General features: G+C 65.9%; 20 protein-coding genes. 4 read left to right on the forward strand and 16 right to left on the reverse strand.

What is annotated here, in order from left to right; genetic code table 11:
* Nucleotides 1–7: 7 nt before the first annotated feature.
* The 8 genes from ACSE4D_RS05840 to ACSE4D_RS05875 all read right to left on the reverse strand — a co-directional run bounded on the left by ACSE4D_RS05840 (nucleotide 8) and on the right by ACSE4D_RS05875 (nucleotide 8,386).
* Complete coding sequence (locus ACSE4D_RS05840) at nucleotides 8–1,417, reverse strand: FAD-dependent oxidoreductase (RefSeq protein WP_436326769.1); 1,410 nt, start codon at nucleotides 1,415–1,417, stop codon at nucleotides 8–10.
* A gap of 12 nt (nucleotides 1,418–1,429) precedes the next feature.
* Nucleotides 1,430–1,756 carry a ferredoxin gene (fdxA, locus tag ACSE4D_RS05845; RefSeq protein ID WP_135542562.1) on the reverse strand — a complete coding sequence of 109 codons (327 nt, stop codon included), beginning with the start codon at nucleotides 1,754–1,756 and terminating at the stop codon, nucleotides 1,430–1,432.
* On the reverse strand, nucleotides 1,753–2,625 hold the full coding sequence (gene cobA, locus ACSE4D_RS05850; protein ID WP_436326770.1) for a uroporphyrinogen-III C-methyltransferase: 873 nt from the start codon (nucleotides 2,623–2,625) through the stop codon (nucleotides 1,753–1,755). Before cobA ends, fdxA (ACSE4D_RS05845) begins: the two co-directional genes overlap by 4 nt.
* Nucleotides 2,622–3,974 carry a sulfate adenylyltransferase subunit 1 gene (locus ACSE4D_RS05855; protein ID WP_436326771.1) on the reverse strand — a complete coding sequence of 451 codons (1,353 nt, stop codon included), beginning with the start codon at nucleotides 3,972–3,974 and terminating at the stop codon, nucleotides 2,622–2,624. The genes cobA and ACSE4D_RS05855 overlap by 4 nt, the downstream gene beginning before the upstream one ends.
* Nucleotides 3,974–4,936 (reverse strand): sulfate adenylyltransferase subunit CysD, encoded by a 963-nt coding sequence (gene cysD, locus ACSE4D_RS05860; protein WP_135542557.1) that lies wholly within the window; start codon nucleotides 4,934–4,936, stop codon nucleotides 3,974–3,976. Before cysD ends, ACSE4D_RS05855 begins: the two co-directional genes overlap by 1 nt.
* The gene (locus ACSE4D_RS05865; protein ID WP_436326772.1) at nucleotides 4,933–5,748 is read right to left on the reverse strand and encodes a phosphoadenylyl-sulfate reductase; all 816 of its coding nucleotides are present in this window, start codon (nucleotides 5,746–5,748) and stop codon (nucleotides 4,933–4,935) included. The genes cysD and ACSE4D_RS05865 overlap by 4 nt, the downstream gene beginning before the upstream one ends.
* The gene (locus ACSE4D_RS05870; RefSeq protein ID WP_436326773.1) at nucleotides 5,745–7,469 is read right to left on the reverse strand and encodes a nitrite/sulfite reductase; all 1,725 of its coding nucleotides are present in this window, start codon (nucleotides 7,467–7,469) and stop codon (nucleotides 5,745–5,747) included. Before ACSE4D_RS05870 ends, ACSE4D_RS05865 begins: the two co-directional genes overlap by 4 nt.
* 128 nt (nucleotides 7,470–7,597) lie before the next feature.
* Nucleotides 7,598–8,386 carry a sirohydrochlorin chelatase gene (locus tag ACSE4D_RS05875; RefSeq protein WP_240690125.1) on the reverse strand — a complete coding sequence of 263 codons (789 nt, stop codon included), beginning with the start codon at nucleotides 8,384–8,386 and terminating at the stop codon, nucleotides 7,598–7,600.
* 414 nt (nucleotides 8,387–8,800) lie between these two features.
* Here ACSE4D_RS05875 and ACSE4D_RS05880 point away from each other — a divergent pair, with 414 nt between their 5' ends.
* Nucleotides 8,801–9,709, forward strand: coding sequence for a sulfite exporter TauE/SafE family protein (locus ACSE4D_RS05880; protein ID WP_135542586.1), 909 nt, complete (start codon nucleotides 8,801–8,803; stop codon nucleotides 9,707–9,709).
* Between the two features lie 403 nt (nucleotides 9,710–10,112).
* Here ACSE4D_RS05880 and ACSE4D_RS05885 read toward each other — a convergent pair whose 3' ends face one another.
* The 7 genes from ACSE4D_RS05885 to ACSE4D_RS05915 all read right to left on the reverse strand — a co-directional run bounded on the left by ACSE4D_RS05885 (nucleotide 10,113) and on the right by ACSE4D_RS05915 (nucleotide 16,831).
* The gene (locus tag ACSE4D_RS05885) at nucleotides 10,113–11,384 is read right to left on the reverse strand and encodes an MFS transporter (protein WP_436326774.1); all 1,272 of its coding nucleotides are present in this window, start codon (nucleotides 11,382–11,384) and stop codon (nucleotides 10,113–10,115) included.
* A 150-nt stretch (nucleotides 11,385–11,534) separates the two neighbouring features.
* The gene (locus tag ACSE4D_RS05890) at nucleotides 11,535–11,879 is read right to left on the reverse strand and encodes a hypothetical protein (protein WP_436326775.1); all 345 of its coding nucleotides are present in this window, start codon (nucleotides 11,877–11,879) and stop codon (nucleotides 11,535–11,537) included.
* Nucleotides 11,880–12,038: 159 nt separating this feature from the next.
* Nucleotides 12,039–12,581 carry an acyl-CoA thioesterase gene (locus tag ACSE4D_RS05895; RefSeq protein ID WP_436326776.1) on the reverse strand — a complete coding sequence of 181 codons (543 nt, stop codon included), beginning with the start codon at nucleotides 12,579–12,581 and terminating at the stop codon, nucleotides 12,039–12,041.
* Between the two features lie 27 nt (nucleotides 12,582–12,608).
* Entirely contained in the window at nucleotides 12,609–13,415 is an 807-nt protein-coding gene (locus ACSE4D_RS05900; RefSeq protein ID WP_436326777.1) for an ABC transporter ATP-binding protein, read from the reverse strand.
* A complete protein-coding gene (locus ACSE4D_RS05905; protein WP_135542544.1) occupies nucleotides 13,408–14,265 on the reverse strand; it encodes an ABC transporter permease in 858 nt (285 codons plus the stop codon). Before ACSE4D_RS05905 ends, ACSE4D_RS05900 begins: the two co-directional genes overlap by 8 nt.
* 73 nt (nucleotides 14,266–14,338) lie before the next feature.
* On the reverse strand, nucleotides 14,339–15,652 hold the full coding sequence (locus ACSE4D_RS05910; protein WP_135542542.1) for an FAD-dependent oxidoreductase: 1,314 nt from the start codon (nucleotides 15,650–15,652) through the stop codon (nucleotides 14,339–14,341).
* A gap of 186 nt (nucleotides 15,653–15,838) precedes the next feature.
* Nucleotides 15,839–16,831, reverse strand: coding sequence for a pyridoxamine 5'-phosphate oxidase family protein (locus ACSE4D_RS05915; protein ID WP_436326778.1), 993 nt, complete (start codon nucleotides 16,829–16,831; stop codon nucleotides 15,839–15,841).
* A gap of 312 nt (nucleotides 16,832–17,143) precedes the next feature.
* Between ACSE4D_RS05915 and ACSE4D_RS05920 the strand changes: the two genes are divergently transcribed.
* The 3 genes from ACSE4D_RS05920 (at nucleotide 17,144) to pgm (ending at nucleotide 19,715) form a co-directional block, all read left to right on the forward strand.
* Complete coding sequence (locus ACSE4D_RS05920) at nucleotides 17,144–17,473, forward strand: rhodanese-like domain-containing protein (protein WP_425119669.1); 330 nt, start codon at nucleotides 17,144–17,146, stop codon at nucleotides 17,471–17,473.
* 188 nt (nucleotides 17,474–17,661) lie between these two features.
* Complete coding sequence (locus tag ACSE4D_RS05925; protein WP_135542539.1) at nucleotides 17,662–17,955, forward strand: hypothetical protein; 294 nt, start codon at nucleotides 17,662–17,664, stop codon at nucleotides 17,953–17,955.
* Between the two features lie 119 nt (nucleotides 17,956–18,074).
* Complete coding sequence (gene pgm, locus ACSE4D_RS05930; protein ID WP_436326779.1) at nucleotides 18,075–19,715, forward strand: phosphoglucomutase (alpha-D-glucose-1,6-bisphosphate-dependent); 1,641 nt, start codon at nucleotides 18,075–18,077, stop codon at nucleotides 19,713–19,715.
* Between the two features lie 33 nt (nucleotides 19,716–19,748).
* On the opposite strand, the gene fdxA (ACSE4D_RS05935) is transcribed toward pgm, so the two are convergent.
* Entirely contained in the window at nucleotides 19,749–20,081 is a 333-nt protein-coding gene (gene fdxA / locus ACSE4D_RS05935; RefSeq protein WP_135542536.1) for a ferredoxin, read from the reverse strand.
* Between the last annotated feature and the right edge of the window lie 27 nt (nucleotides 20,082–20,108).

Raw genomic sequence — 20,108 nt, forward strand, 5'->3', positions numbered from 1 at the left:
CGGGGCCTCAGCTCCCGGCGTTCGCGTCCGCGGTCAGGTGCGCCCGCGACTCGGCGAGCATGGCCTCACGCGTTGCGATCTTCACCCGTTCACGCCCCTCAGCCTCACCGAGTGCCTTCTCCGCGGCCTCGAGCCGGTGATAACCTTCCCAATCCGTGAAGTCCACACCCTTGGAATCGAGGAGCTCGACGATCGACGACTCATCCGGATACACGGGCTCGGTGAGCGCCCCGGCAGCCTGATCGGTCAGGATGTGCCCGATCGTCTCCAAGGCATCACCCTTCGTATGCCCGATGAGTCCGACGGGACCGCGCTTGATCCACCCGGTCGTGTACACGCCGGGAATGACGTCGGCCTCGGCGGCCTGCGCCTGATCGTCGGCGTCGACGACACGGCCCTCATGATTGGGAATGACCCCTTTGACCTGGTCGAACGGCAGCTGCGGCAGCTCGGTGCCCGCGTACCCGACCGCGCGGTAGACGGCATCGATGTCCCAATCGTGGAAGTCCCCAGTCCCGCGCACGCCGCCGGTCCCGTCGAGTTCCTGACGTTCCGTGCGCAGTCCGGTCACCCGATCCTCGCCGAGGATGGCCGTCGGTGCGTGGAGGAAGTGGAGGTGGAGGCGACGCTTCGCGCCCGTCGGCTCCCGCAGCGTGAAGTCCGTGAGCGTCTTCGCGACCTGCTTGACCTGGTTGCTCGACTCGATCGCATCGAGCGATCCCTGATCGAATTCGAAGTCCTCGGGGTAGACGATGACGTCGACGTCTTTGACCTGACCGAGCTCACGCAGCTCGAGCGGCGTGAACTTCGCCTGAGCCGGTCCGCGACGGCCGAAGACATGGACATCGGTGACCTGCGAGGCCTTCAGCCCCTCATAGACATGGTCGGGAATCTCGGTGGTGTGGAGATCATCGGCCTGCTTCGCGAGCACCCGGGCGACGTCGAGGGCGACATTGCCGTTGCCGATGACGGCGACTTTCTCCGCCTCCAATGGCCACGTCTGGGCGACGTCGGGGTGCGAGTCGTACCAGTTGACGAAGTCCGCAGCACCATAGGAGCCGGGCAGGTCGACGCCGGGCAGCGCCAGCGGTGCGTCGGTGAAGCAGCCGGTGGAGAAGATCACGGCATCGTAGCGGTCGGTGAGTTCGCCGAGGCTGATGTCGACGCCGTATTCGACATTGCCGAACAGCCGGATGTCACCGCGGTCGAGGACCTTGATGAGCGCATTGATGATGCCTTTGATCCGCGGATGGTCGGGGGCGACGCCGTAGCGGACGAGCCCGAAGGGTGAGGGCAGGCGTTCGAACAGGTCGATGCTCAGGTCGAGGTCGTGGTCGGCTTTCGTCAGCAGGTCGGCGGCATAGATGCCGGCGGGTCCCGCGCCGATGACGGCCACGCGGAATGGGGTGGTGGTCATGGAAATCCTCGTTCAGTCGTCGGTGTTCTGCGGGGGCAGGCCCGCGATGAAGGGGTGGTCTTTGTTGATGACGCCGTGGGCGGCGGCCCCGCCCGGGGAGCCGATGTCGTCGAAGAAGTCGACGTTCGCCGCGTGATAGTCCTCCCACTCCTCGGGCAGATCGTCTTCGTAGAAGATCGCCTCGACGGGGCACACGGGTTCGCAGGCTCCGCAGTCGACGCATTCGTCGGGGTGGATGTAGAGGGAGCGGGTGCCTTCGTAGATGCAGTCCACCGGGCATTCTTCGATGCAGGCCCGGTCTTTCACGTCCACGCAGGGCTGGGCGATGATGTAGGTCATGTGTTCCTCGTCAGTTCGGCTGTGTGCGTGGCAGCAGAGTGATTGGCAGCAGTGTGCGTGGCGGCAACGTTCGTCGCAGCATAGTGCGTGGCGGCGGGGTCGAGCGCCGAGGTGAACGCCCCGTCGGCGTAGGGACTCAGGGTCACGACGTCGCCGACGACGATGATGGCCGGCGACCTCACACCGCGGCGGGCGGCGTGGAAGGCGATCGTGCCGAGCGTCCCGATCGTCACTCGCTGCCGGTCGCCGAATCCGTCTTCGATGATCGCCACGGGGCAGTCGCTGCCGCGTTCGCCGCGGGCAAGCACCATCGCCGAGTGGACGAGGGTGCCCACGCCCATGAGCACGACGACGGTGTGGTCGCGTCCCCCGCCGAGCTCACTGAGCTGGTCGTGCCCGGTCGCGACCGTGTACGAGGTGGCGACGCCTCGGTGGGTGAGTGGGATCCCGGCGAGCGCGGCAACGGAGTTCGCGCTGGTCACACCCGGAACGACGTGCACGTCGATGCCGGCGGCCCGGACGTGGGCGATCTCCTCTCCCCCACGTCCGAAGACGAACGGGTCCCCGCCCTTGAGCCGGACGACGCGCAGACCGCGCTTGGCCTGTTCGACGAGGATCGCGTTGATCTCATCCTGCGGCACCGGGTGATGGCCCGGCTGTTTGCCGACGTCGATGATCTCCGCGTCCAGGGCGGCACCGCGTTCCTGTTCGAGCTGATCGATGACGGTCCGCGCGCCGAGGCGGTCGGCGACGATGACCTCGGCCCGCTCGAGGGCGCGCAGTCCGGTGACGGTGAGCAGCCCGAGATCCCCGGGCCCGGCCCCGACGAGCAGCACGCTGCCCGGGGCCTGCGGTGGGAAGTGGGTCATGAGTTCTCCTCGGGGGTGTGGATGCCAGCAGCCAGCGTGTTCCCGGTCTGCAGGTCGATGACGACGAACGCACCGGCCGGGCCGTGGACGCGGAAGTCCGGGATCGGCAGCGCCGCGGACAGTCTCACCTGCGCGAGGCCGATGTCGTTGCCGGCCAGCTCCTCGGCGTCTTCGAGCGTCGAGGTCTCAAGATTGCGGCGGGAGGTGATCGTGACGATGCCCTTGACGGTCGTCGTTCCCGTCTTCACGAGCACCCGCTGGCCCGTGCGCAGACCCTCGGCGGTGAAGGGGAACACCTCGGCGCGCAGGTCCCGTCGCGGCGGCGGCATGGTGCCGGCGGCGGCGATGACGCTGCCGCGTGCCGTATCGATCTCATCGGCCAACCGCAGCGACACCGACAGGGGTGCGCTCGCGGAATCGAGCGGACCGTCGGCGGTGTCGATGCCGGTCACGGTGGTGCGGATCCCGGCCGGGTGGATCTCGACCTCATCGCCGAGGCGAACCTGCCCGGCCGTGATCTGACCGGCCACGGCCCGGTAGTCCCGGAATTCTTCGGCGTCGAGTCCCGGTGCCAGTCCCCCTTGGGGACGCAGCACCGTCTGCACGTCGAGGCGGAAGGGTTCGCGGTCGGCGGTGTCCGCCTCGGTGCTCGGCAGGGTTTCGAGGAGTTCGAGCAGCGCCGGGCCCTCATACCAGGGGGTGTTGGTCGAGGTGGCCGCGATGTTGTCCCCGGCCAGAGCGGAGATCGGGATGAGGTGCGGTGCCTCGAGGCCGATCTCGGCGGCCAGAGTCCTCACCTCGTCCTCGACCGCTTCGATGGCCTGCCGGTCGAAGTCGAGCAGGTCGATCTTGTTGATTGCGATGATGACGTGGCGGATGCCCAGTCGGGAGACGACGGTGAGGTGGCGTCGGGTCTGTTCGGTCGCGCCCGTGCGGGCGTCGATGAGGACGACGACGGCGTCGGCGGTCGAGGCTCCCGTGACCATGTTGCGGGTGTACTGCACGTGGCCGGGGCAGTCGGCGAGGATGAAGGAGCGCCGATCGGTGGCGAAGTAGCGGTAGGCGACGTCGATGGTGATGCCCTGTTCCCGCTCGGCCCGCAGGCCGTCGGTGAGGAGGGCGAAGTCGAACTCGCCGCCGAGGAATCCGCGTTCCCGGCTCGTGGCGGTGACCGCGGCGAGCTGGTCGGCCAGGATCGCCTTCGCATCGTGGAGGAGCCTGCCGACGAGCGTCGACTTGCCGTCGTCGACGGACCCCGCGGTGGCGAAGCGCAGCAGCGTCTTCGGCTGGGTGGCCGATTGCGGTGCGCTCGCGGGGTTCGGTGCAGGCGTGGTCGGTGTAGTCGTCATCAGAAGTACCCGTCTTTCTTTCGGTCTTCCATGGCCGCGGCCGAGATGCGGTCGTCGGCGCGCGTGGCTCCGCGCTCGGTCACGGTGGTGGCGGCCACCTCGGCGAGGATGGACTCGAGGTCATCGGCGTCCGATTCGACGGCGCCCGTGCAGCTCATGTCCCCGACGGTGCGGTAGCGGACCGTGCGGCGGGTGACGGTTTCGTCCTCACGCGGGGTGGAGAATTCGCCGGTGGCCCACCACATGCCGTCGCGGGAGAAGACCTCGCGGTCGTGGGCGAAGTAGAGCTGCGGCAGGGCGATGCCTTCGCGTGCGATGTAGTTCCACACGTCGAGTTCCGTGAAGTTCGAGATCGGGAACACCCGCACGTGTTCGCCGGGCAGGTGCCGGCCGTTGTAGAGGTTCCACAGCTCGGGTCGTTGGCTGCTGGGGTTCCAGCCGCCGAATTCGTCGCGCAGTGACAGGATGCGCTCCTTCGCACGGGCTTTGTCCTCGTCCCGGCGGGCTCCGCCGAACACGGCGTCGAACCCGCCGTCGGCGATGGCGTCGATGAGCGGCTGGGTCTGCAGGGTGTTGCGGGTGCCGTCGGGGCGTTCGCGCAGACGACCGTCGTCGATGTAGTCCTGGACCTTCGCGACGGTGAGGTCGAGGCCGAAGCGTGCGGCGGTCTCGTCGCGGAAGCGGATGATCTCGGGGAAGTTGTGTCCGGTGTCGACGTGGAGGAGGCCGAAGGGGATCTTCGCCGGCCAGAACGCCTTCGCCGCGAGGTGGAGGACGGTCACGGAGTCCTTGCCGCCGGAGAACAGCAGGACCGGCTTCTCGAACTCGGCGGCGACCTCACGGATGATGTGGATCGCTTCGGATTCGAGGACGTCGAGGCTGGTCAGCGTCCGGTCGGGAGTGCCCTCGGTCGCCGAGGCGGGGCCGGTGGGGTTGACGGTTGGGATGGTGTCGATGCTCATGTGTGGAGTCCGCATTCTGTTTTGGTCGTTCCCGCCCAGCGTCCGGCGCGGGGATCCTCCCCCGCGGCGACGGGGCGGGTGCAGGGCTGGCAGCCGATCGACGGGTAGCCCTGCGACAGCAGTGGGTTGACGGGCACGTCGAAGGCACGTGCGTAGTCGAGGAGGTCGTCGTAGGACCAGGCGGCCAAGGGGTTGACCTTGACCAGTCCGTTCTTCTCATCGAAGGTGATCAGCGGGGTGTTCGCCCGGGTCGGGGCTTCGTCGCGGCGAACCCCGGTGAACCAGAGTTCGTAGCCCTCAAGTGATCTCTTCAACGGCGCGACCTTGCGGCGGGCACAGCACAGACCGGGGTCGCGGGCGAAGAGCTCGGCCCCGAATTCGGCGTCCTGCTGCTCGACGGTCTGTTCCGGAAGGACGTCGACGATGTGGACGTCGACACGGCGGGCCACCTCGTCGCGGGTCGTGTAGGTCTCCGCGAAGTGGTACCCGGTGTCGAGGAAGAGCACGTCGACTCCCGGCTGGTACTGGGCGACATAGTGCGGCAGGGCCGCGTCGGCCATCGAACAGGCCACGGCGCAGGCGGCGGTGTCGAAGTGTCGGGAGACCCAGCGGATGACGTCGGCGGGGTTCGCTTCGGACACCCCGGCTGCGGGGTCACCGGCGAGATCCCGGGTTCCCGCCTCGGCGAGGGCCTTGAGCTCCTCGACGGGGCGAGGTGTGGGCCGGGTCCGGTGGGCCGTCGTGGTCGGGTGTGCGGTCGCACCTGCGGTCGTGGTCGGGTCGGTGGTCGTCGTCGGGTCGGTGGTGCTCATTTCAGCTCCTCTTCGTCGACTCGGTGTGCCCATTGTGAGAAGGTCTCTTCCTCGGACCGTCCGTCGAGGAACCGACGCACGATCTTCTCGACGTACTCTTCGAGTCCGTCGACGGTGACCTTGAGGCCGCGGACGGTGCGGCCGAGCCCGGCCTCGTCGCGGTCCTTCGACGCCAGTCCCCCACCGACGTGGACCTGGAACCCCGGCACCTGCTCACCGTCGTCGGTGGTCACGATCTGGCCCTTGAGACCGATGTCGGCGGTCTGGATGCGGGCGCAGGAGTTCGGGCAGCCGTTGAGGTGGAGGCTGATGGGATGGGGCAGGTCGGCGTCGGCCAGCTTCTCCTCCAGCCGGGTGACGGCGTCGATGGCCGTCTGCTTCGTCTCGACGATGGCGAGCTTGCAGAATTCGATGCCCGTGCAGGCCATCACCGAGCGGCGGAAGAGATCCTTGCGGCTGGACAGGCCCAGGGCGTCGAGGCCGGCGACGACCTCGTCGACATCGGCTTCGTCGACGTCGAGCACGAGGATCTTCTGATGCGGGGTCAGGCGGATCCGGTCGAGTCCGTACTGCTCGGCCAGATCGGCGATCTGGTGGAGCAGAGTCCCCGACGCCCGACCGGCGACGAGGGTGGTGCCGATGTAGTACTTGCCGTCCTTCTGCTGGTGGATGCCCACATGGTCGCCGGCAACCGCGGGCTTCGGCGGAGGAGGACCGTCGGCGAGGCGGTAGCCGAGGTACTCGGTCTCGAGGACGTCGCGCAGCTTCTCCGGTCCCCAGTCCGCGAGGAGGAACTTCATCCGGGCCTTGTTGCGCAGGCGGCGGTAGCCGTAGTCGCGGAAGATCTCCGTGACTCCGAGCCAGACGTCGACGATCTGATCCGGATGGACCCAGGCACCGAGACGCTCGGCGAAGCGCGGCACCACGGACAGCGCACCGCCGACCCACAGGTCGTAGCCGATGCCGTGCTCCGGGTGGTCGACGGCGACGAATGAGCAGTCGTTGATCTCGTGGACGACGTCCTGACTGGGGTGGCCGGTGATCGCGGTCTTGTACTTGCGCGGCAGGTTCGACAGGCTCGGGTCCCCGATGTAGCGGCGGGTGATCTCCTCGATCGCCGAGGTGGGGTCGATGAGCTCGTCGGCGGCGATTCCGGCCACGGGTGAGCCGAGGAACCCACGGGGCACATCGCCGCAGGCCTCCGTGGTCTGCATTCCCACTGCCTCGAGGCGGCGCCAGATCTCCGGGACGTTCTCGATCTCCACCCAGTGCAGCTGGATGTTCTGACGGTCCGTGAGGTCGGCGGACCCCCGGGCGAAGTCATTGGAGATCTGGGCGATCGTGCGCAGCTGCTCGAGGCTGAGCTTCCCGCCGTCGGTGCGGATGCGCATCATGAAGTATTCGTCTTCGAGCTCGTGCGGCTCGAGTTTCGCGGTGCGGCCGCCGTCGATGCCCGGCTTGCGCTGTGTGTACAGCCCCCACCAACGGAAACGTCCGTGGAGGTCGGCCTCGGCGATCGAGGCGAACCCCTCTTTCGAGTAGGTCTCATCGATGCGTGCGCGAACGTTGAGGCCATTGTCCTCGGCCTTGTCGATCTCGTTTTTGTTCAACGGTTCACGGCCGTCGATCTTCCACTGCCCATTGGGCTTCTTCGGGCGGGCGGGCCGCTTTGCGGCTGGTTTACCTGCTGTTTCCTTGTTCTCTTCCACCTGAGTGGACATTGCTGTCTCCAAACGCTGAGGGGAACCAGTGATGAGTCACGCTACATGAATGCCGGATTGCTCAACAAATACTCGAAGGGTTTGTGTCATGGAGCGACATATGAGGACACAGGCCGCCGAGGATGCGGTCAGGCGTTGAGCGCTTGCGAGGCGGCGGTGCGGGCTTGGACCTGGGTGCGATTGCCTTCACAGACTCGGTCGCGAACGACATCGACGAGCCGGGGCGGCACGGCGGAAGCGCTGCCGCCGTAGGCGAGCAGGGGTGGCGCAAGGACGCCGGACGGGTCGCTTCCGCCCCCAGCGACGAGCTTGCGTGCGAGGTCGTCGAAGAAGCCCGGGGCGAGCAGATAGTTCGCGAGCACGGGCCGACAGCCGCGGCTCCGACTCTCCTCGACGAGGTCTTTCAACAGCACTCCCCCACCGGCAAGGAACCCGACCTCAACGGGACGTTCGAGCTCTGCGGCCAGCAGCCTGCCCATCTCACGGCACGACTCGTTCGCCCGCTCGTCGCTCGATCCCGCCGCGGCAAGGATCACTTCGTCGCCTTCGCGCAGCGGCGGGAGGCGGTCGGCGAGAATTCCTGCAAGCCGGGCGTCGGGCCCGAGAGTAGGGGCGAGACGAACGTCGCGACCGGCGGCTCCGGCCCGACTGACCGCCTCGGCGAGGTCGACATGGACGTGATACCCCGGCGAGAGCAGCAGCGGCGTGAGGACGACCGGACGATCGTCAGGCAGTCGGGCGATCACCTCGTCGACATCGGGCTTCTGGACATCCACATGACCGAGCATCACCTCGTCTGCGAGCCCACGGATGCGCAGATCAGTAGCAACCTCTGCCGCAAGCACCTCGATGAGGACCTGGCCCGTGGGTGAAGAGGTTCCGTGGGAGATCAGTCCCACCGACGGCAGCCCCGTCACTGGCCACGCCCCTGCGCGCTCCACTGCGCAGACCCCCGCGCCCGCTCTCCCGCAGGGTCCGGAAACAACGAGGCCACCGAACAGGTCGATTGCTCAACGACTGATCGGCCAGAGCGGGCAGTGGTCGTCACGATTGAATTCATTCGCACAGCGTAACCGATCCGCCCCAACACCGCACACAGCCCAGTCATCTGCGAAATTTCGCCATTCTCCGTCATTTTTCGACACATCGCGACCGAGTTCGTAGGATTGCGCCTGACATTCAGGTCTGCTCAACAATTTCGCTAGTGTGTGTTTTCAACGCACTTCTGCGTCTCTGACACCGCCCGCATCGTCGACGTCATTCACATCGTCGACGTCATTTCTATCGTCTGCGCCTCCCCATCCTTCGCGTCATCCACGAAAGGCAAGCACATGCGTCAGCTCATCATCCTCGGAATAGTCGGCCTCATCGCGCAGCTCATCGACGGCTCCCTCGGCATGGCCTATGGGGTCACCTCAACCACGCTGCTGCTCGCGGCGGGTACGGCACCGGCGGCCGCCTCGGCGGCGGTGCACTTCTCCGAGTTGGGGACGACTCTGGTTTCGGGGATCTCTCACCACCGGTTCGGCAATGTCGATTGGCGCACGGTCGGCATTCTCGCGGGGCCGGGTTTCGTGGGGGCGCTCATCGGGTCGACGGTCCTCGCGAACCTGAACGGGGAGGCCGTCACGCCGTGGGTTTCGGGCATACTGCTCGCGCTCGGCGTCTATGTCATCTGGCGTTTTCTCGCCTTGGGCGGGAAGCGCCCGCAGTTCCGTTCGCGGCCGAAAGCCGGGATGCTCGTGCCGGTCGGCTTCCTCGGTGGAGCACTCGATGCCATCGGCGGGGGCGGTTGGGGCCCGGTCGGGACGACGACGCTGTTGTCATCCGGGCGATTGGAGCCGCGGAAGGTCATCGGCTCGATCGACACGAGTGAGTTCGTCGTCGCTGTCGGCGGTTCGCTCGGGTTCCTTCTCGCGCTTGGGGCGCAGGGCATCGAGTGGACGATCGTGGCCGCGCTGCTCGTCGGCGGTGTCATCGCCGCACCCTTCGCCGCGTGGCTGGTCAAACTGCTGCCGGCGAAGGTCCTCGCCATCGCCGCCGGCGGCATCATCATCCTCACGAATGTGCGCACCATCCTCCTCACCTTCGGTATCGGCAGCTCGTCGGTGTGGCTCGTCGTCGGCGGACTGGCCATCGTCTGGGTCGCACTGCTGGCCCATGTCGTGCGGCTCGAACGCCAGGCAGCGAAGACCCGCAAGTCGGAAGAGGCCGCGACCGAGGTTCCCGTCGGCGGATGACAGCTCCCGGGCGGCGGTGCCGGTCGTCGGTCGCCGTTCGCCGGCCCGAAGCGCCGATCAACAGCACCGACCGCCGGACCGGCACGTCGATCAACAGCACCGACCGCCCGCCCGACACGTCGATCAACAGCGCGCTCGGTTATCGATCCGAGCACGCATCGATAACCGGGCCGAGCGTTGAACGACAGGCCCACGAAGACGTCGCCCCACCTCGGCGAGGCTCAGCGGTCGCGTCGCACCATCCACCTATCTCAGTCAACGCGAAACTCGAAAAACACGTCGCCAGTGACGTGTTTTTCGAGTTTCGCGTTACCCGACGCCGGGTCAGCGCTGGCGTGAGGTCAGCGCAACGCGGGGCCGGCGCAACGTGGGGCCAGCGCAACGTGCGATCCGAGCCGTCGGGTCAGCGCTGGTTGTACGCCTTGCGGGCGACGATGACTCCGATGAGGGAGAGCAGGGACAGGGCCGCGTAGTAGAAGCCGGGCACGGTCAGCTCTCCGGTGGCGCTGAGCAGCGCGGTGAGGATGAGCGGGGCGAAGCCGCCGAAGATCGCGACACCGAGGCTGTAGGCGATGGTCATGCCGGAGCTGCGAACCTGGACGGGGAACAGTTCGGACAGCAGCGCCGGCATCGGGCCGAAGTAGAAGACCATGAACAGGCCGACGATCGCCTCGCACACGGTGAGGATCGCGATCGAGGGATGGCTTGTGAGCAGGATGAACATCGGCCACGCGGCGATGATGCCGACGATGGTCGTCGGGATCATCACGGTCGTCGCGCCCACCCTGTCGGCGAGCTTTCCGGCGAACGGTGAGCCGATGAGGGTGATCACGCCGGCGACGACGGCGCCGGGGAATGCCGCCCAAGCGTCGAGGCCGAGGTTGCCGACGGCGAACTGCGGCAGGAAGGTGATGAGGTAGACCGAGATCGTGGCCATGGCGATGATGAGAAACGCCGAGACCAGGCGGCCGAAGTGATCGCCGAGGAGGGTGCGCAGCGGATTGTCGACCTTCTCGGCGGCTTCGAACTCAGGAGTGTCGTCCATCTTCGAGCGGATGTACCAGCCGACGGGCCCGATGAGCAGGCCGATCGCGAATGCCGCACGCCAGCCCCAGGAGTGGAGCGCCTCTTCGCTCAGCGCCGAGCTGAAGATCCAGGAGATGCCGGCGGCGAGGAACATCGAGATGCCCTGCGTGGCCGTCTGGAAGGAGGCGTAGTATGCCTTGCCGTGTTTGGCGTTCTCGGTGAGGAAGGCGGTGGCCGAACCGAACTCGCCGCCGGCGGAGATGCCCTGGATGATGCGGGCGATGATGAGGCCGACGGCGGCCCACACGCCGAGGACGGACTGGCCGGGCAGAACGACGATGATGAACACGCCGAGCGTCATGAGACCGATCGTCAGCGACAGAGCCGACTTGCGGCCGTGTTTATCGGAGTAGCGGCCGATGATGACCGCGCCGAGGGGGCGGACGACGAACGTGATCGCAAACGTCGCCCAGGTCATCAGCTGCGCCGAGAGACCATCGCCGGGGTAGAAGACCGCGGTGATGGAGGTGGCCATGAAGCCGAAGAGGATGATGTCGTACCACTCGAGGGCATTGCCCAATCCGGCCGCGAAGACGGCCTTCCTCGCCCGCGACTTCTCCGCGCGGGACTCAACAGCCGATGCACTCATCTCTCACCTCTTGTGTCTGTTCGAGGATGCATGCGTCTTCGCTCGCCATCCGGGTTGATGCGGCTCCTGGAGCCGCTGAAGTGTCAGCAGTCGAGTCTAATCCGATGGAACGCGAACGCAATGGCCCGTCTCACTGGATGGCAGCCATTCTCAAGCCCCCGCCGAGGCGGCACCCACGCACAGGACGAGTCCGATGAGTGCGGCCACCGCCATGCCGATCATCGCCGCGGCCATCACCCGCAGGCGGGCCGCTCCCGGTCGAACGGCGAAACGGGCGGTGAGCAGGACGAGGTAGAGGAAAGCGGCGATGATGATCGTCGTGATCGCAGTGCGGACGGCCTGGCCGCCGGAGGAGATGACAGCGGCCAGGACACCCGAGATGACGACGAGGAAGATCCCGCCGGCAACGATCCAGATGGTGCCGGACGAACTGCGCAGCGAAGGCTGATCGCCGATGTTGCTCGAGTCGATCGGCTCGTGTGAACTGTTGTCCATGTGGCCGAGTCTAGGGACTGTGCACGTGTCTGGCTATGGTACGACGGGCCTCGAGGGCCTCCGTCGCTTCGGCCGAGCCGTCTTCGACCCCTGGGCCGCGTGCCCCTGCTGCTTCGGCCGGGTGGCCTTCGAACTCCGGGCTACTTGAGGCCCGCCGCCTCAGAACCAGTCCCGGAGCACGGGCTGCCGGGCGCTCGGCAGAGCGTTGGCCCGATGCCAGTCGCGCACCCAGTCGGGCAGCTCGAGACCCTCCGGCGGGGGTCCGAATACTTCGATCATGTCCTCTCGTGTGATCCGTCCGGTCTTCGAGGTCAGTCTGGTGGCGACATAGGCGCGGGTGAAGATCTCCTCGCCGACGACGATCCGGTGCTCGAAGAGGACGGTGCGTTCGTCCACGCCGATGACTCTCGTGTCAACGTCATAACGGTGGCCGAGCTTGAGGGACTTCCGGAAGCTGATCGTCTCTGCGCTGACGACACCGCTCCACCCCTTGGCGCGCAGCGCCTCCCAGACCCCGCTGCGCACCATCATGTCGAGCCGGCCCAGGTCCATGATCGAGAAGTACATGCCGTTGTTGACGTGCCGGAAGATGTCGATCTCCGTCGGCAGGACGCGCAGGGTCAAGGAGTAGGTGTCCCACAACCCCTGAACCGAGCGGCGACGAGATCGGAGCAGCTGAAGGAGCATTCGCATGAAGTGCATGCCCCCATGTTACTCAGAAGTAGAACCTCAGTCCTTCTGTTCCTTCGCCACCTTGTTGAAGTCCTGATATTCCTTGATGACATCAGCCGTCGGACCGTCGGCACGCAGTTCGCCCTTCTCGATCCACAGCGTGCGGTTGCACGTGTCCTTGATCGACCGCATCGAGTGCGAGACGAGGAAGACGGTACCGGCGTTCTCCCGGATCGACCGGATGCGGCCCTCCGAACGGTCACGGAACTTCTTGTCACCGACGTTGAGCGCCTCATCGACGATGAGGATCTCATGCTGGACCGAGGTGGCGATCGCGAATTTCAGCCGCTGGGACATCCCTGAGGAATACGTGCGCATCGGCAGGTCGATGAAGTCTTCGAGCCCGGTGAACTCGACGATATCGTCGAACTTCTCGTCCACCTCGGCGCGGGTGAGACCCAAGGCCAGGGATCCGAGGATGATATTGCGGGCACCGGAGAGATCCGGGATGAGTGCAGCACCGACACCGAGGAGGTTCGGCCGTGACTTCGCATAGATCGCGCCCCCGGACGTCGGGGTCAGCCCGGTGATCGAGCGCATGAGCGTGGACTTGCCCGAGCCGTTCGTGCCGATGATGCCGATCGATTCGTTCTTATGCGCCACGAAGCTCACGCCCTTGAGCGCATGGACCTCCTGCAGTCCGCGCTGGCGCTTGAGCATTCCGCCCCCGCCGCCGAGCTTGAGCTTCTTGCCGGTGGCCAGAGTCTTGTAGCGGACGTGGACGTTGTCGCAGACGACGACGGGCTCGTTGTATTCGGTGGCCTCGGCGACGCCGCTCGTCTCATGTTCGGTGTTCTCACTCATCGCGACCGTACCTTTCCTCGGCCTGCCAGAAGAAGATGAAGCCGAAGATGAAGATGCCGAAGGCCCAGATGGCCAAGTGCCAGAAGTAGTCATAGGGAATGACCCCGTCCTTCATGAGGATGCCGCGGGCGATGGCGAGCACGTTGTTGATCGGCTGCCAATCGGCGAACGGCTGCAGGTCGGGGTTGATCTTGTCGACCATGACCTTGAGGTCGAAGAAGACGCCCGAGGTGTAGAAGATCATCCGCGAGATGAACGGGGTGACCTGGGACAGGTCGCGGAAGTGCACGGTGACGCGAGCGAAGATGAATGCCACGCCCTGGTTGAAGATCCAGAACATAAAGACCAAGGGGATGAAGAGGAACCAGTCCCAATCGGGTCGGGCGCCCCACAGCATGACGAGCACCGCCATGAAGATGAAGGTGGGGATGAAGTCGAGCAGGTTCTGGAACACCTTGGCGATCGGCAGCACGATGCGCGGGAACGGCAGGGATTGGACCAAAGAGGCGTTGCCGATGATCGACTTCGCACCGCCGTTCATCGAGGTGTTGAAGAACTCGAGGACGAAGACGCCGATGATGACGAACGGGGCGAAGTCGTCCGGGCGCGCGGTCGCACCCTTCATGATGTAGCCGAAGACCGTGCCGTAGATGAGTGCGGAGAAACCGGGGCGCAGCAGCACCCACAGCATGCCGAGCCTGTTGCGCTCGTTCTCGGACTGCATCCGATACTTCGCGAGCGTGTACGTGAAGTCGCTGCGACTGATCAGCTGTTTGATGTATTGGGGCAAAGACGGCCGTCCACCCACTCTGTCGAGTCCGTGCTCGGCAGCAAGCTTGGCCATATCCATGAACAGAAGATTCTCTCGTCGGCGACTGGGGATAGAACAGAAGAAGAGTCTACGTGATGAGACTAGCGCAGACTCACAGTCGGCTGTGAGCCTTGAAGTCGAATTCCGGGTCCTCCAACTGGGCTCTCGTCGGAATGTGATTGCCGCCGAGCACCCGCCGTGCGGCGGCCTGCATGGGTGGCCAGTTGAACGTCTCGACACCTCGGAGTTTCGCCTCGGGGTCGGTGCTGGCGAAGTGGAAGACCTGGAACTTCTTCCCGCTCGGGTCGTGCCGGATGATCGTGTCGGTGGCGTCGGGGCTGGTCAGCCCCGCCGTGAACACCTTCTCCGGGCCTTGGAAACTCCAGTGCCAAGGCACTTCTGACCAGATCTTCGAGCCCGTTTCCGTCGGGTCCGCACCGGTCTCGGCAGGGGTGTCTTCGGTGCCGTTCGCGGTTTCGTCCGGGGCGTCGCCGAGGAGTTCGGCGAGGAACTTCCCATGGCTTTCGGCCACGGGTTCGCAGGCCCACGGATGGTCGAGAGCATAGGGTCCTGCAGTGACGATGGCACAGTCTCCGGCGGCGAAGACGCCTCGGTGAGATGTTGCCAAGCTCTCATCGACGTCCCATGCCAAGGCGGGCCTGTGACCGTCGATCGGGATCAGCCGCGGGCGGGCACCGACGCTGGTGATGAACAGATCGTGAACATCTGCAGCGATGTCGTCCGGGCTCGAAGAATGGGTGACGAATTCGACACCCGCAGCTCTGTGCCTGTCGAACAGTGCCTGCCGGACGGGGGCCGAGAGCTGTTTGCGCAGCGGCTCGTCCCCGCGCAGATAGACCGTGGCCCGGTGCCCGGCCGCCACCGCCGAGGAGGCGACCTCCATCCCGAGATAACCGGAGCCGAGCACGCCGACGTCGAACGGTCCGTGCGCCTTCTCCACCCGGTCGAGGACCCATTCGGCATCGCCGAGGTCGTAGACGGGAAGAGCGTCCGGATAGTTCGGGATCTGCGGCCGGTGGGCTTCCATCCCGGTCGCGAGAATGCAGTGGGTGAAGCCGATGGATTCCCCCGACGCCAAGTGGACGGTCCCCACGGTGGCGTGGTGATCGACCAGCGGATGGGGGTGTCGCTGGGACTCGGCGGTGTAGCGGGAGTCCGCGGACGCCTCGGCGAGGGTGATCTCTTCGGCCCAGTCACGGACGAAGGTGATGTGCTCGGTCGATTCGAGGTGGTACGGCAGGTGGTGGCGGGAATCGTCGAAGAGGTGCTTCGACAGGGGCGGCCGCTCGCAGGTGTCCCCGGCCTGCGGGTCGATGACGGTGACCGCCTGACCGCGCGCATTCAGCTCCCTGGCCGCAGTGGTCCCGGCCAGTCCTGCACCGATGATGACGATCCGCTTGCTCATGTCTCCATGCTAATGCCCGCGCTTCCCCACGCCGAGAAACGCCTTGGGTGCCTGCTGCGGCGCGACGGGGTTCCGGCTCTTTCCCTCCAAAAACGCACGGAGCGCCGAAACACGCTGGTGTGCGGGCGTGTCTCGGCGCTCCGTGCGTTATTCGGCGCGTGGCCTCAGCGGCCAGCGCCTGTGGTGTCAGAGTTCTGTGGTCTGTGTGCCACCTCCGGGACGGTCTCCGGTGATCTTGGACTTGATCATCTTCAACAGGCCCGAGGCCCTCCCACCAGGCAGCCCCCAGTGCTGGGCGGAGTCGGTGACGACCTTGATGAGGCCGAGGTTCGGGTCCTCCCGGCTCTCGAACCACGCCTTGGCCGAATCGCTCCACAGCTCCTCGACCTTCGCCCGATCATTGACGAACTCGACGCGGCCGGCCACGGAGAGCCAGTTGCCCGCCTCGGCGAGGCTGAGATTGACCTCCGGGTTCGTCCGCAGCGCCTTCGCCTGATCGCCGTCGAGGGTGAGGAAGAACCAGACTTCCGCGTTCTCCGTGACCTCCTGTGGGGCCATCGGGTGGGCGAGGATCTTGCCGTCAGGCAGTGCGGTCGCGAGCATCACGGTGTCGGCACCGCGGAGGATCTTGACGACATCGGCGTGACCGAGATCGTTCGTCGCCGTCTCACCTGCGGCCTGGCTGCTGCCAGCGCCGCGAGTCGGGCCGCCCTCGGTGTCGTCGCTGGCAGAAGCAGCAGCCGCAGCGCTCGCGGCACCGCCTCCAGCCGTGCTGGCGACCGCCGTTCCCATGCCGGGAACACTGTCGACGTCCTCGGCCTCAGGGGTGGTTCCGACCGCCGCGCCCATGCCGGGAGCAACTGCGGCGCCAGAGGACGGGGTCCCTGAAGCACCGGAGGACGGGGTCCCTGCGGCACCGGACGTCGGGCTCGCCTCGGCGGCTCTCGATTCGTCGATGGCGGTGTGCGATCCATCGGGATTGCGATGCAGCGTCACACCTTCATCCTCGGCCGCGTTCTGGGCGCGTGCCTCCACGTTCCGTTCGGTGTAGCCGACTTCGGCTCCCTGATCCACGTTCGAGGTTCCGCCCAGCGGCTCGGTCGACTTGTCGAGCTTGGCCGCGATATCGCGGGCCTTCTTCTCGCCAGTGGACTCATCGCTTGTATCCCTATTGACCATGACCATTTCCCTTCGCAGACGGTTCCTGGCACTTCAGCCGCTCGTGCGATCCGTGATCGAAACGGACATGAGCGACTGCACCGTCATTCTCACACGACTTCCCGAGTGGCAACAGCCCCCTTGGAACGGGACCGCGGAGGCGTCGAACCGGGACGGTCTGGCTGCTGAATCGGCAGAATGGGGACGCCGATTCGAGACTGCGGAGCCACCGAACCGGGAACTGTCGACACGGCCGCGCGGGGCTCCCCACGGTGTTCGCAGTCTGCTTCGGGACGTGTGCGAACTCCGCAGCGCCGTGCCTAGACTGGGGCCATGGATGAAGAAACTACCGTCACCGTCAACGACATTCCCGAAGGTGCCGCCATCATCGACGTCCGTGAGGACGACGAGTGGGAGGCCGGGCACATCGAAGGCGCGATCCACGTGCCGCTGGGCGAACTGCCCGCCCGCCTCGACGATCTGCCCCTCGATGACGACATGTACGTCATCTGCCGCACCGGCGGACGCTCGAACCGAGCCGTGGCCTGGCTCAACCAGAACGGCTTCGACGCGTTCGACGTGGCCGGCGGCATGGGTTCCTGGAACCTCGATAACGGCAAGCCGATCGTCTCGGAGACCGGCGAGGAACCCTGGGTGAAGTGAGGGTCGAGACCCGTCACGGCTCGTCCCGCGGGTCTCACCCCCGTCCGGGGCAGCAGCCGAACGGGTCTTGATCCCACGCCACGTTGGGGTCTAGCGTCGGAACCACGGAACGCACTGTTCTGTTCACAATCACCGCCGCCACGATGGAACGCGGTACCGGTGTTCACCTCCGAAAGGAGTAGGAGTCCATGAGCGACGAGAAGAAGAACCTGCCGGAGAACACAGAGGAACACGGAACCGACGACGATCGCGAGATCAAGAGCTCTGCCGTAGGAGTCGGTCCCGACCCTGACGCGGAAGGCAGCTCGCAGACACCTGAAGAAAGGCTCGAGCGCATCGCCGCCGAGCACGAGGTTCCCATCGAGCGAGACCCTGAGGACGCCCAGGCCAAAGCCGAAGGGTCCTCCCCCGACAAAGACCGGGATATCAGCGGTGGAGACACGAAGGAAGAAGAGGACGACTCCGTGGAGCCGCCGGACTGAGTCTGCGACGGCGAGGGCTCGACCGTGGAATCTCGCTCAGTCATGTCTGCCGAGTCCACGATGCAAGAACTCCGTGGACACAACTGTGACAGGTGGCCCGGATTTGGCAAGGTAGAAGAATGACTACTCGCGCCGGCCAGTTGGCCCAGGACAAGGATCTCGTAGACATCCCTGCCCTTCTCGATTCCTATCACGACTTGGTTCCCGACCCTTCGGTGCCTTCGCAAGCAGTGAGCTTCGGGACCTCAGGCCACCGCGGTTCGAGCTTCAACCGATCCTTCAACGAGGCGCACATCGCTGCCATCACCGCCGCCATCGTCGACTTCCGCAGGGACAAGGGAATCCGCGGGCCGATCTTCCTCGGCCGGGATACCCACGCGCTGAGTGAGCCCGCGTTCCTCACCGTCCTCGAGGTGCTCGCCGCCGCCGAGGTGCCTGCGCGCATCGACGAACGCGACGGCTTCACACCGACCCCGGCCGTCTCGCATGCGATCCTCGGCTTCAACTCGGGAATGTCGCGCACGGATGCCCAAGCCGACGGCATCATCGTCACCCCCAGCCACAATCCGCCCGCCGACGGCGGCATCAAATACAACCCTCCCCACGGCGGCCCGGCCGGATCCGAGACGACGAAGTGGATCGCCGAACGCGCCAACGCCTACCTCCTCGACGGGTGGGAGAAGATTCCGCGCACCGCCTTCCAGCGGGCCTTCCATCTGGAGAACACCGAGAACTTCGACTACGTCTCGAACTATGTCGACGACCTCGAATCCGTCATCGACCTCGACGCCATCCGCTCCTCCGGGCTGAAGATCGGAGCTGACCCGCTCGGCGGCGCGAGCGTCGACTACTGGGCCGCGATCGCCGAAGACTACGATCTCAACCTCACCGTCGTCCATCCCGACGTCGACCCGACCTGGTCATTCATGACCCTGGACTGGGACGAGAACATCCGCATGGACTGCTCCTCGCCGCATGCGATGGCGGGCCTCATCGCCTCCCGCGGCGACTACGACATCGCCACGGGCAACGACGCCGACGCCGACCGGCATGGGATCGTCACCCCCGATGCCGGACTGATGAACCCGAACCACTATCTGGCCGCGGCGATCGACTACCTGCTCGATTCCCGCACCGACTGGCCGACTGCAGCCGGCATCGGCAAGACCCTGGTCACCTCGTCGATCATCGACCGCATCGCGGCATCCCACGATCGGACCCTGTTCGAGGTTCCCGTCGGCTTCAAGTGGTTCGTTCCCGGACTGCTCGACTCCTCGCTGGCCTTCGGCGGCGAAGAATCGGCCGGGGCCTCGTTCCTCCGCCGCGACGGGAAAGTGTGGTCGACGGACAAGGACGGCATCATCCTCGCCCTGCTCGCCGCCGAGATGACGGCAACGACCGGGCAGAGTCCCTCGCAGCGTTACGCGGGTCTGGCAGCGAACCACGGAACCAGCGCCTACGCCCGCCAGGATGCCCCCGCCACCCGCGAACAGAAGGCTCGCCTCGGAGCGCTCGACGCCTCCCAGGTCAATGCACAGTCCGTCGGCGGTGAACCCGTGAAGGCGGTGCTCACCTCGACGCCGGGGAACAATGCGCCCATCGGCGGGCTCAAGGTCACCACGGACAACGCTTGGTTCGCCGTGCGTCCTTCCGGCACGGAAGACGTGTACAAGATCTACGCCGAATCACTGCGCGATGAGGATCATCTGCGCCAGGTCCAACACGACGCCCGGACGCTGGTCGACGGCGTATTGAAGTGAGCGCCCTGCCGGCGCTCTGAACGGCGGGGTCTCTCAGCCCGTGTAATCCTGGTTCTGGGGAGGCAGGGCGGCCACAGCGGGATGGTCGCGACCGATGTTGCCGAGTTTGGCAGCACCGCCGGGCGAGCCCAGATCGTCGAAGAATTCGACGTTGTAGCTGTAGTAGTCCTCCCACTCGTCGGGCACATCGTCTTCGTAGAAGATCGCCTCCACTGGGCACACCGGTTCGCATGCGCCGCAGTCGACGCACTCATCGGGATGGATGTAGAGGCTGCGTGCTCCTTCGTAGATGCAGTCGACCGGGCATTCCTCGACACAGGCTCTGTCCTTGAGATCGACACATGGCTGCGCGATCACATAGGTCATCAGGTTCGACCGCCTTTCTCACGTCTC

The sequence above is a fragment of the Brevibacterium sp. FAM 27836 genome, from assembly GCF_051351055.1.
In the GTDB taxonomy this organism is placed as follows: Bacteria; Actinomycetota; Actinomycetes; order Actinomycetales; family Brevibacteriaceae; genus Brevibacterium.

Excerpts from the sequence above, each read along its gene's own strand:
- ACSE4D_RS05840 (WP_436326769.1), bottom strand. The coding sequence starts at position 1,417 with ATGACCACCACCCCATTCCGCGTGGCCGTCATCGGCGCGGGACCCGCC.
- fdxA (WP_135542562.1), bottom strand. The coding sequence starts at position 1,756 with ATGACCTACATCATCGCCCAGCCCTGCGTGGACGTGAAAGACCGGGCC.
- cobA (WP_436326770.1), bottom strand. The coding sequence starts at position 2,625 with ATGACCCACTTCCCACCGCAGGCCCCGGGCAGCGTGCTGCTCGTCGGG.
- ACSE4D_RS05855 (WP_436326771.1), bottom strand. The coding sequence starts at position 3,974 with ATGACGACTACACCGACCACGCCTGCACCGAACCCCGCGAGCGCACCG.
- cysD (WP_135542557.1), bottom strand. The coding sequence starts at position 4,936 with ATGAGCATCGACACCATCCCAACCGTCAACCCCACCGGCCCCGCCTCG.
- ACSE4D_RS05865 (WP_436326772.1), bottom strand. The coding sequence starts at position 5,748 with ATGAGCACCACCGACCCGACGACGACCACCGACCCGACCACGACCGCA.
- ACSE4D_RS05870 (WP_436326773.1), bottom strand. The coding sequence starts at position 7,469 with ATGTCCACTCAGGTGGAAGAGAACAAGGAAACAGCAGGTAAACCAGCC.
- ACSE4D_RS05880 (WP_135542586.1), top strand. The coding sequence starts at position 8,801 with ATGCGTCAGCTCATCATCCTCGGAATAGTCGGCCTCATCGCGCAGCTC.
- ACSE4D_RS05885 (WP_436326774.1), bottom strand. The coding sequence starts at position 11,384 with ATGAGTGCATCGGCTGTTGAGTCCCGCGCGGAGAAGTCGCGGGCGAGG.
- ACSE4D_RS05890 (WP_436326775.1), bottom strand. The coding sequence starts at position 11,879 with ATGGACAACAGTTCACACGAGCCGATCGACTCGAGCAACATCGGCGAT.
- ACSE4D_RS05895 (WP_436326776.1), bottom strand. The coding sequence starts at position 12,581 with ATGCACTTCATGCGAATGCTCCTTCAGCTGCTCCGATCTCGTCGCCGC.
- ACSE4D_RS05900 (WP_436326777.1), bottom strand. The coding sequence starts at position 13,415 with ATGAGTGAGAACACCGAACATGAGACGAGCGGCGTCGCCGAGGCCACC.
- ACSE4D_RS05905 (WP_135542544.1), bottom strand. The coding sequence starts at position 14,265 with ATGGATATGGCCAAGCTTGCTGCCGAGCACGGACTCGACAGAGTGGGT.
- ACSE4D_RS05910 (WP_135542542.1), bottom strand. The coding sequence starts at position 15,652 with ATGAGCAAGCGGATCGTCATCATCGGTGCAGGACTGGCCGGGACCACT.
- ACSE4D_RS05915 (WP_436326778.1), bottom strand. The coding sequence starts at position 16,831 with ATGGTCAATAGGGATACAAGCGATGAGTCCACTGGCGAGAAGAAGGCC.
- ACSE4D_RS05920 (WP_425119669.1), top strand. The coding sequence starts at position 17,144 with ATGGATGAAGAAACTACCGTCACCGTCAACGACATTCCCGAAGGTGCC.
- ACSE4D_RS05925 (WP_135542539.1), top strand. The coding sequence starts at position 17,662 with ATGAGCGACGAGAAGAAGAACCTGCCGGAGAACACAGAGGAACACGGA.
- pgm (WP_436326779.1), top strand. The coding sequence starts at position 18,075 with ATGACTACTCGCGCCGGCCAGTTGGCCCAGGACAAGGATCTCGTAGAC.
- fdxA (WP_135542536.1), bottom strand. The coding sequence starts at position 20,081 with ATGACCTATGTGATCGCGCAGCCATGTGTCGATCTCAAGGACAGAGCC.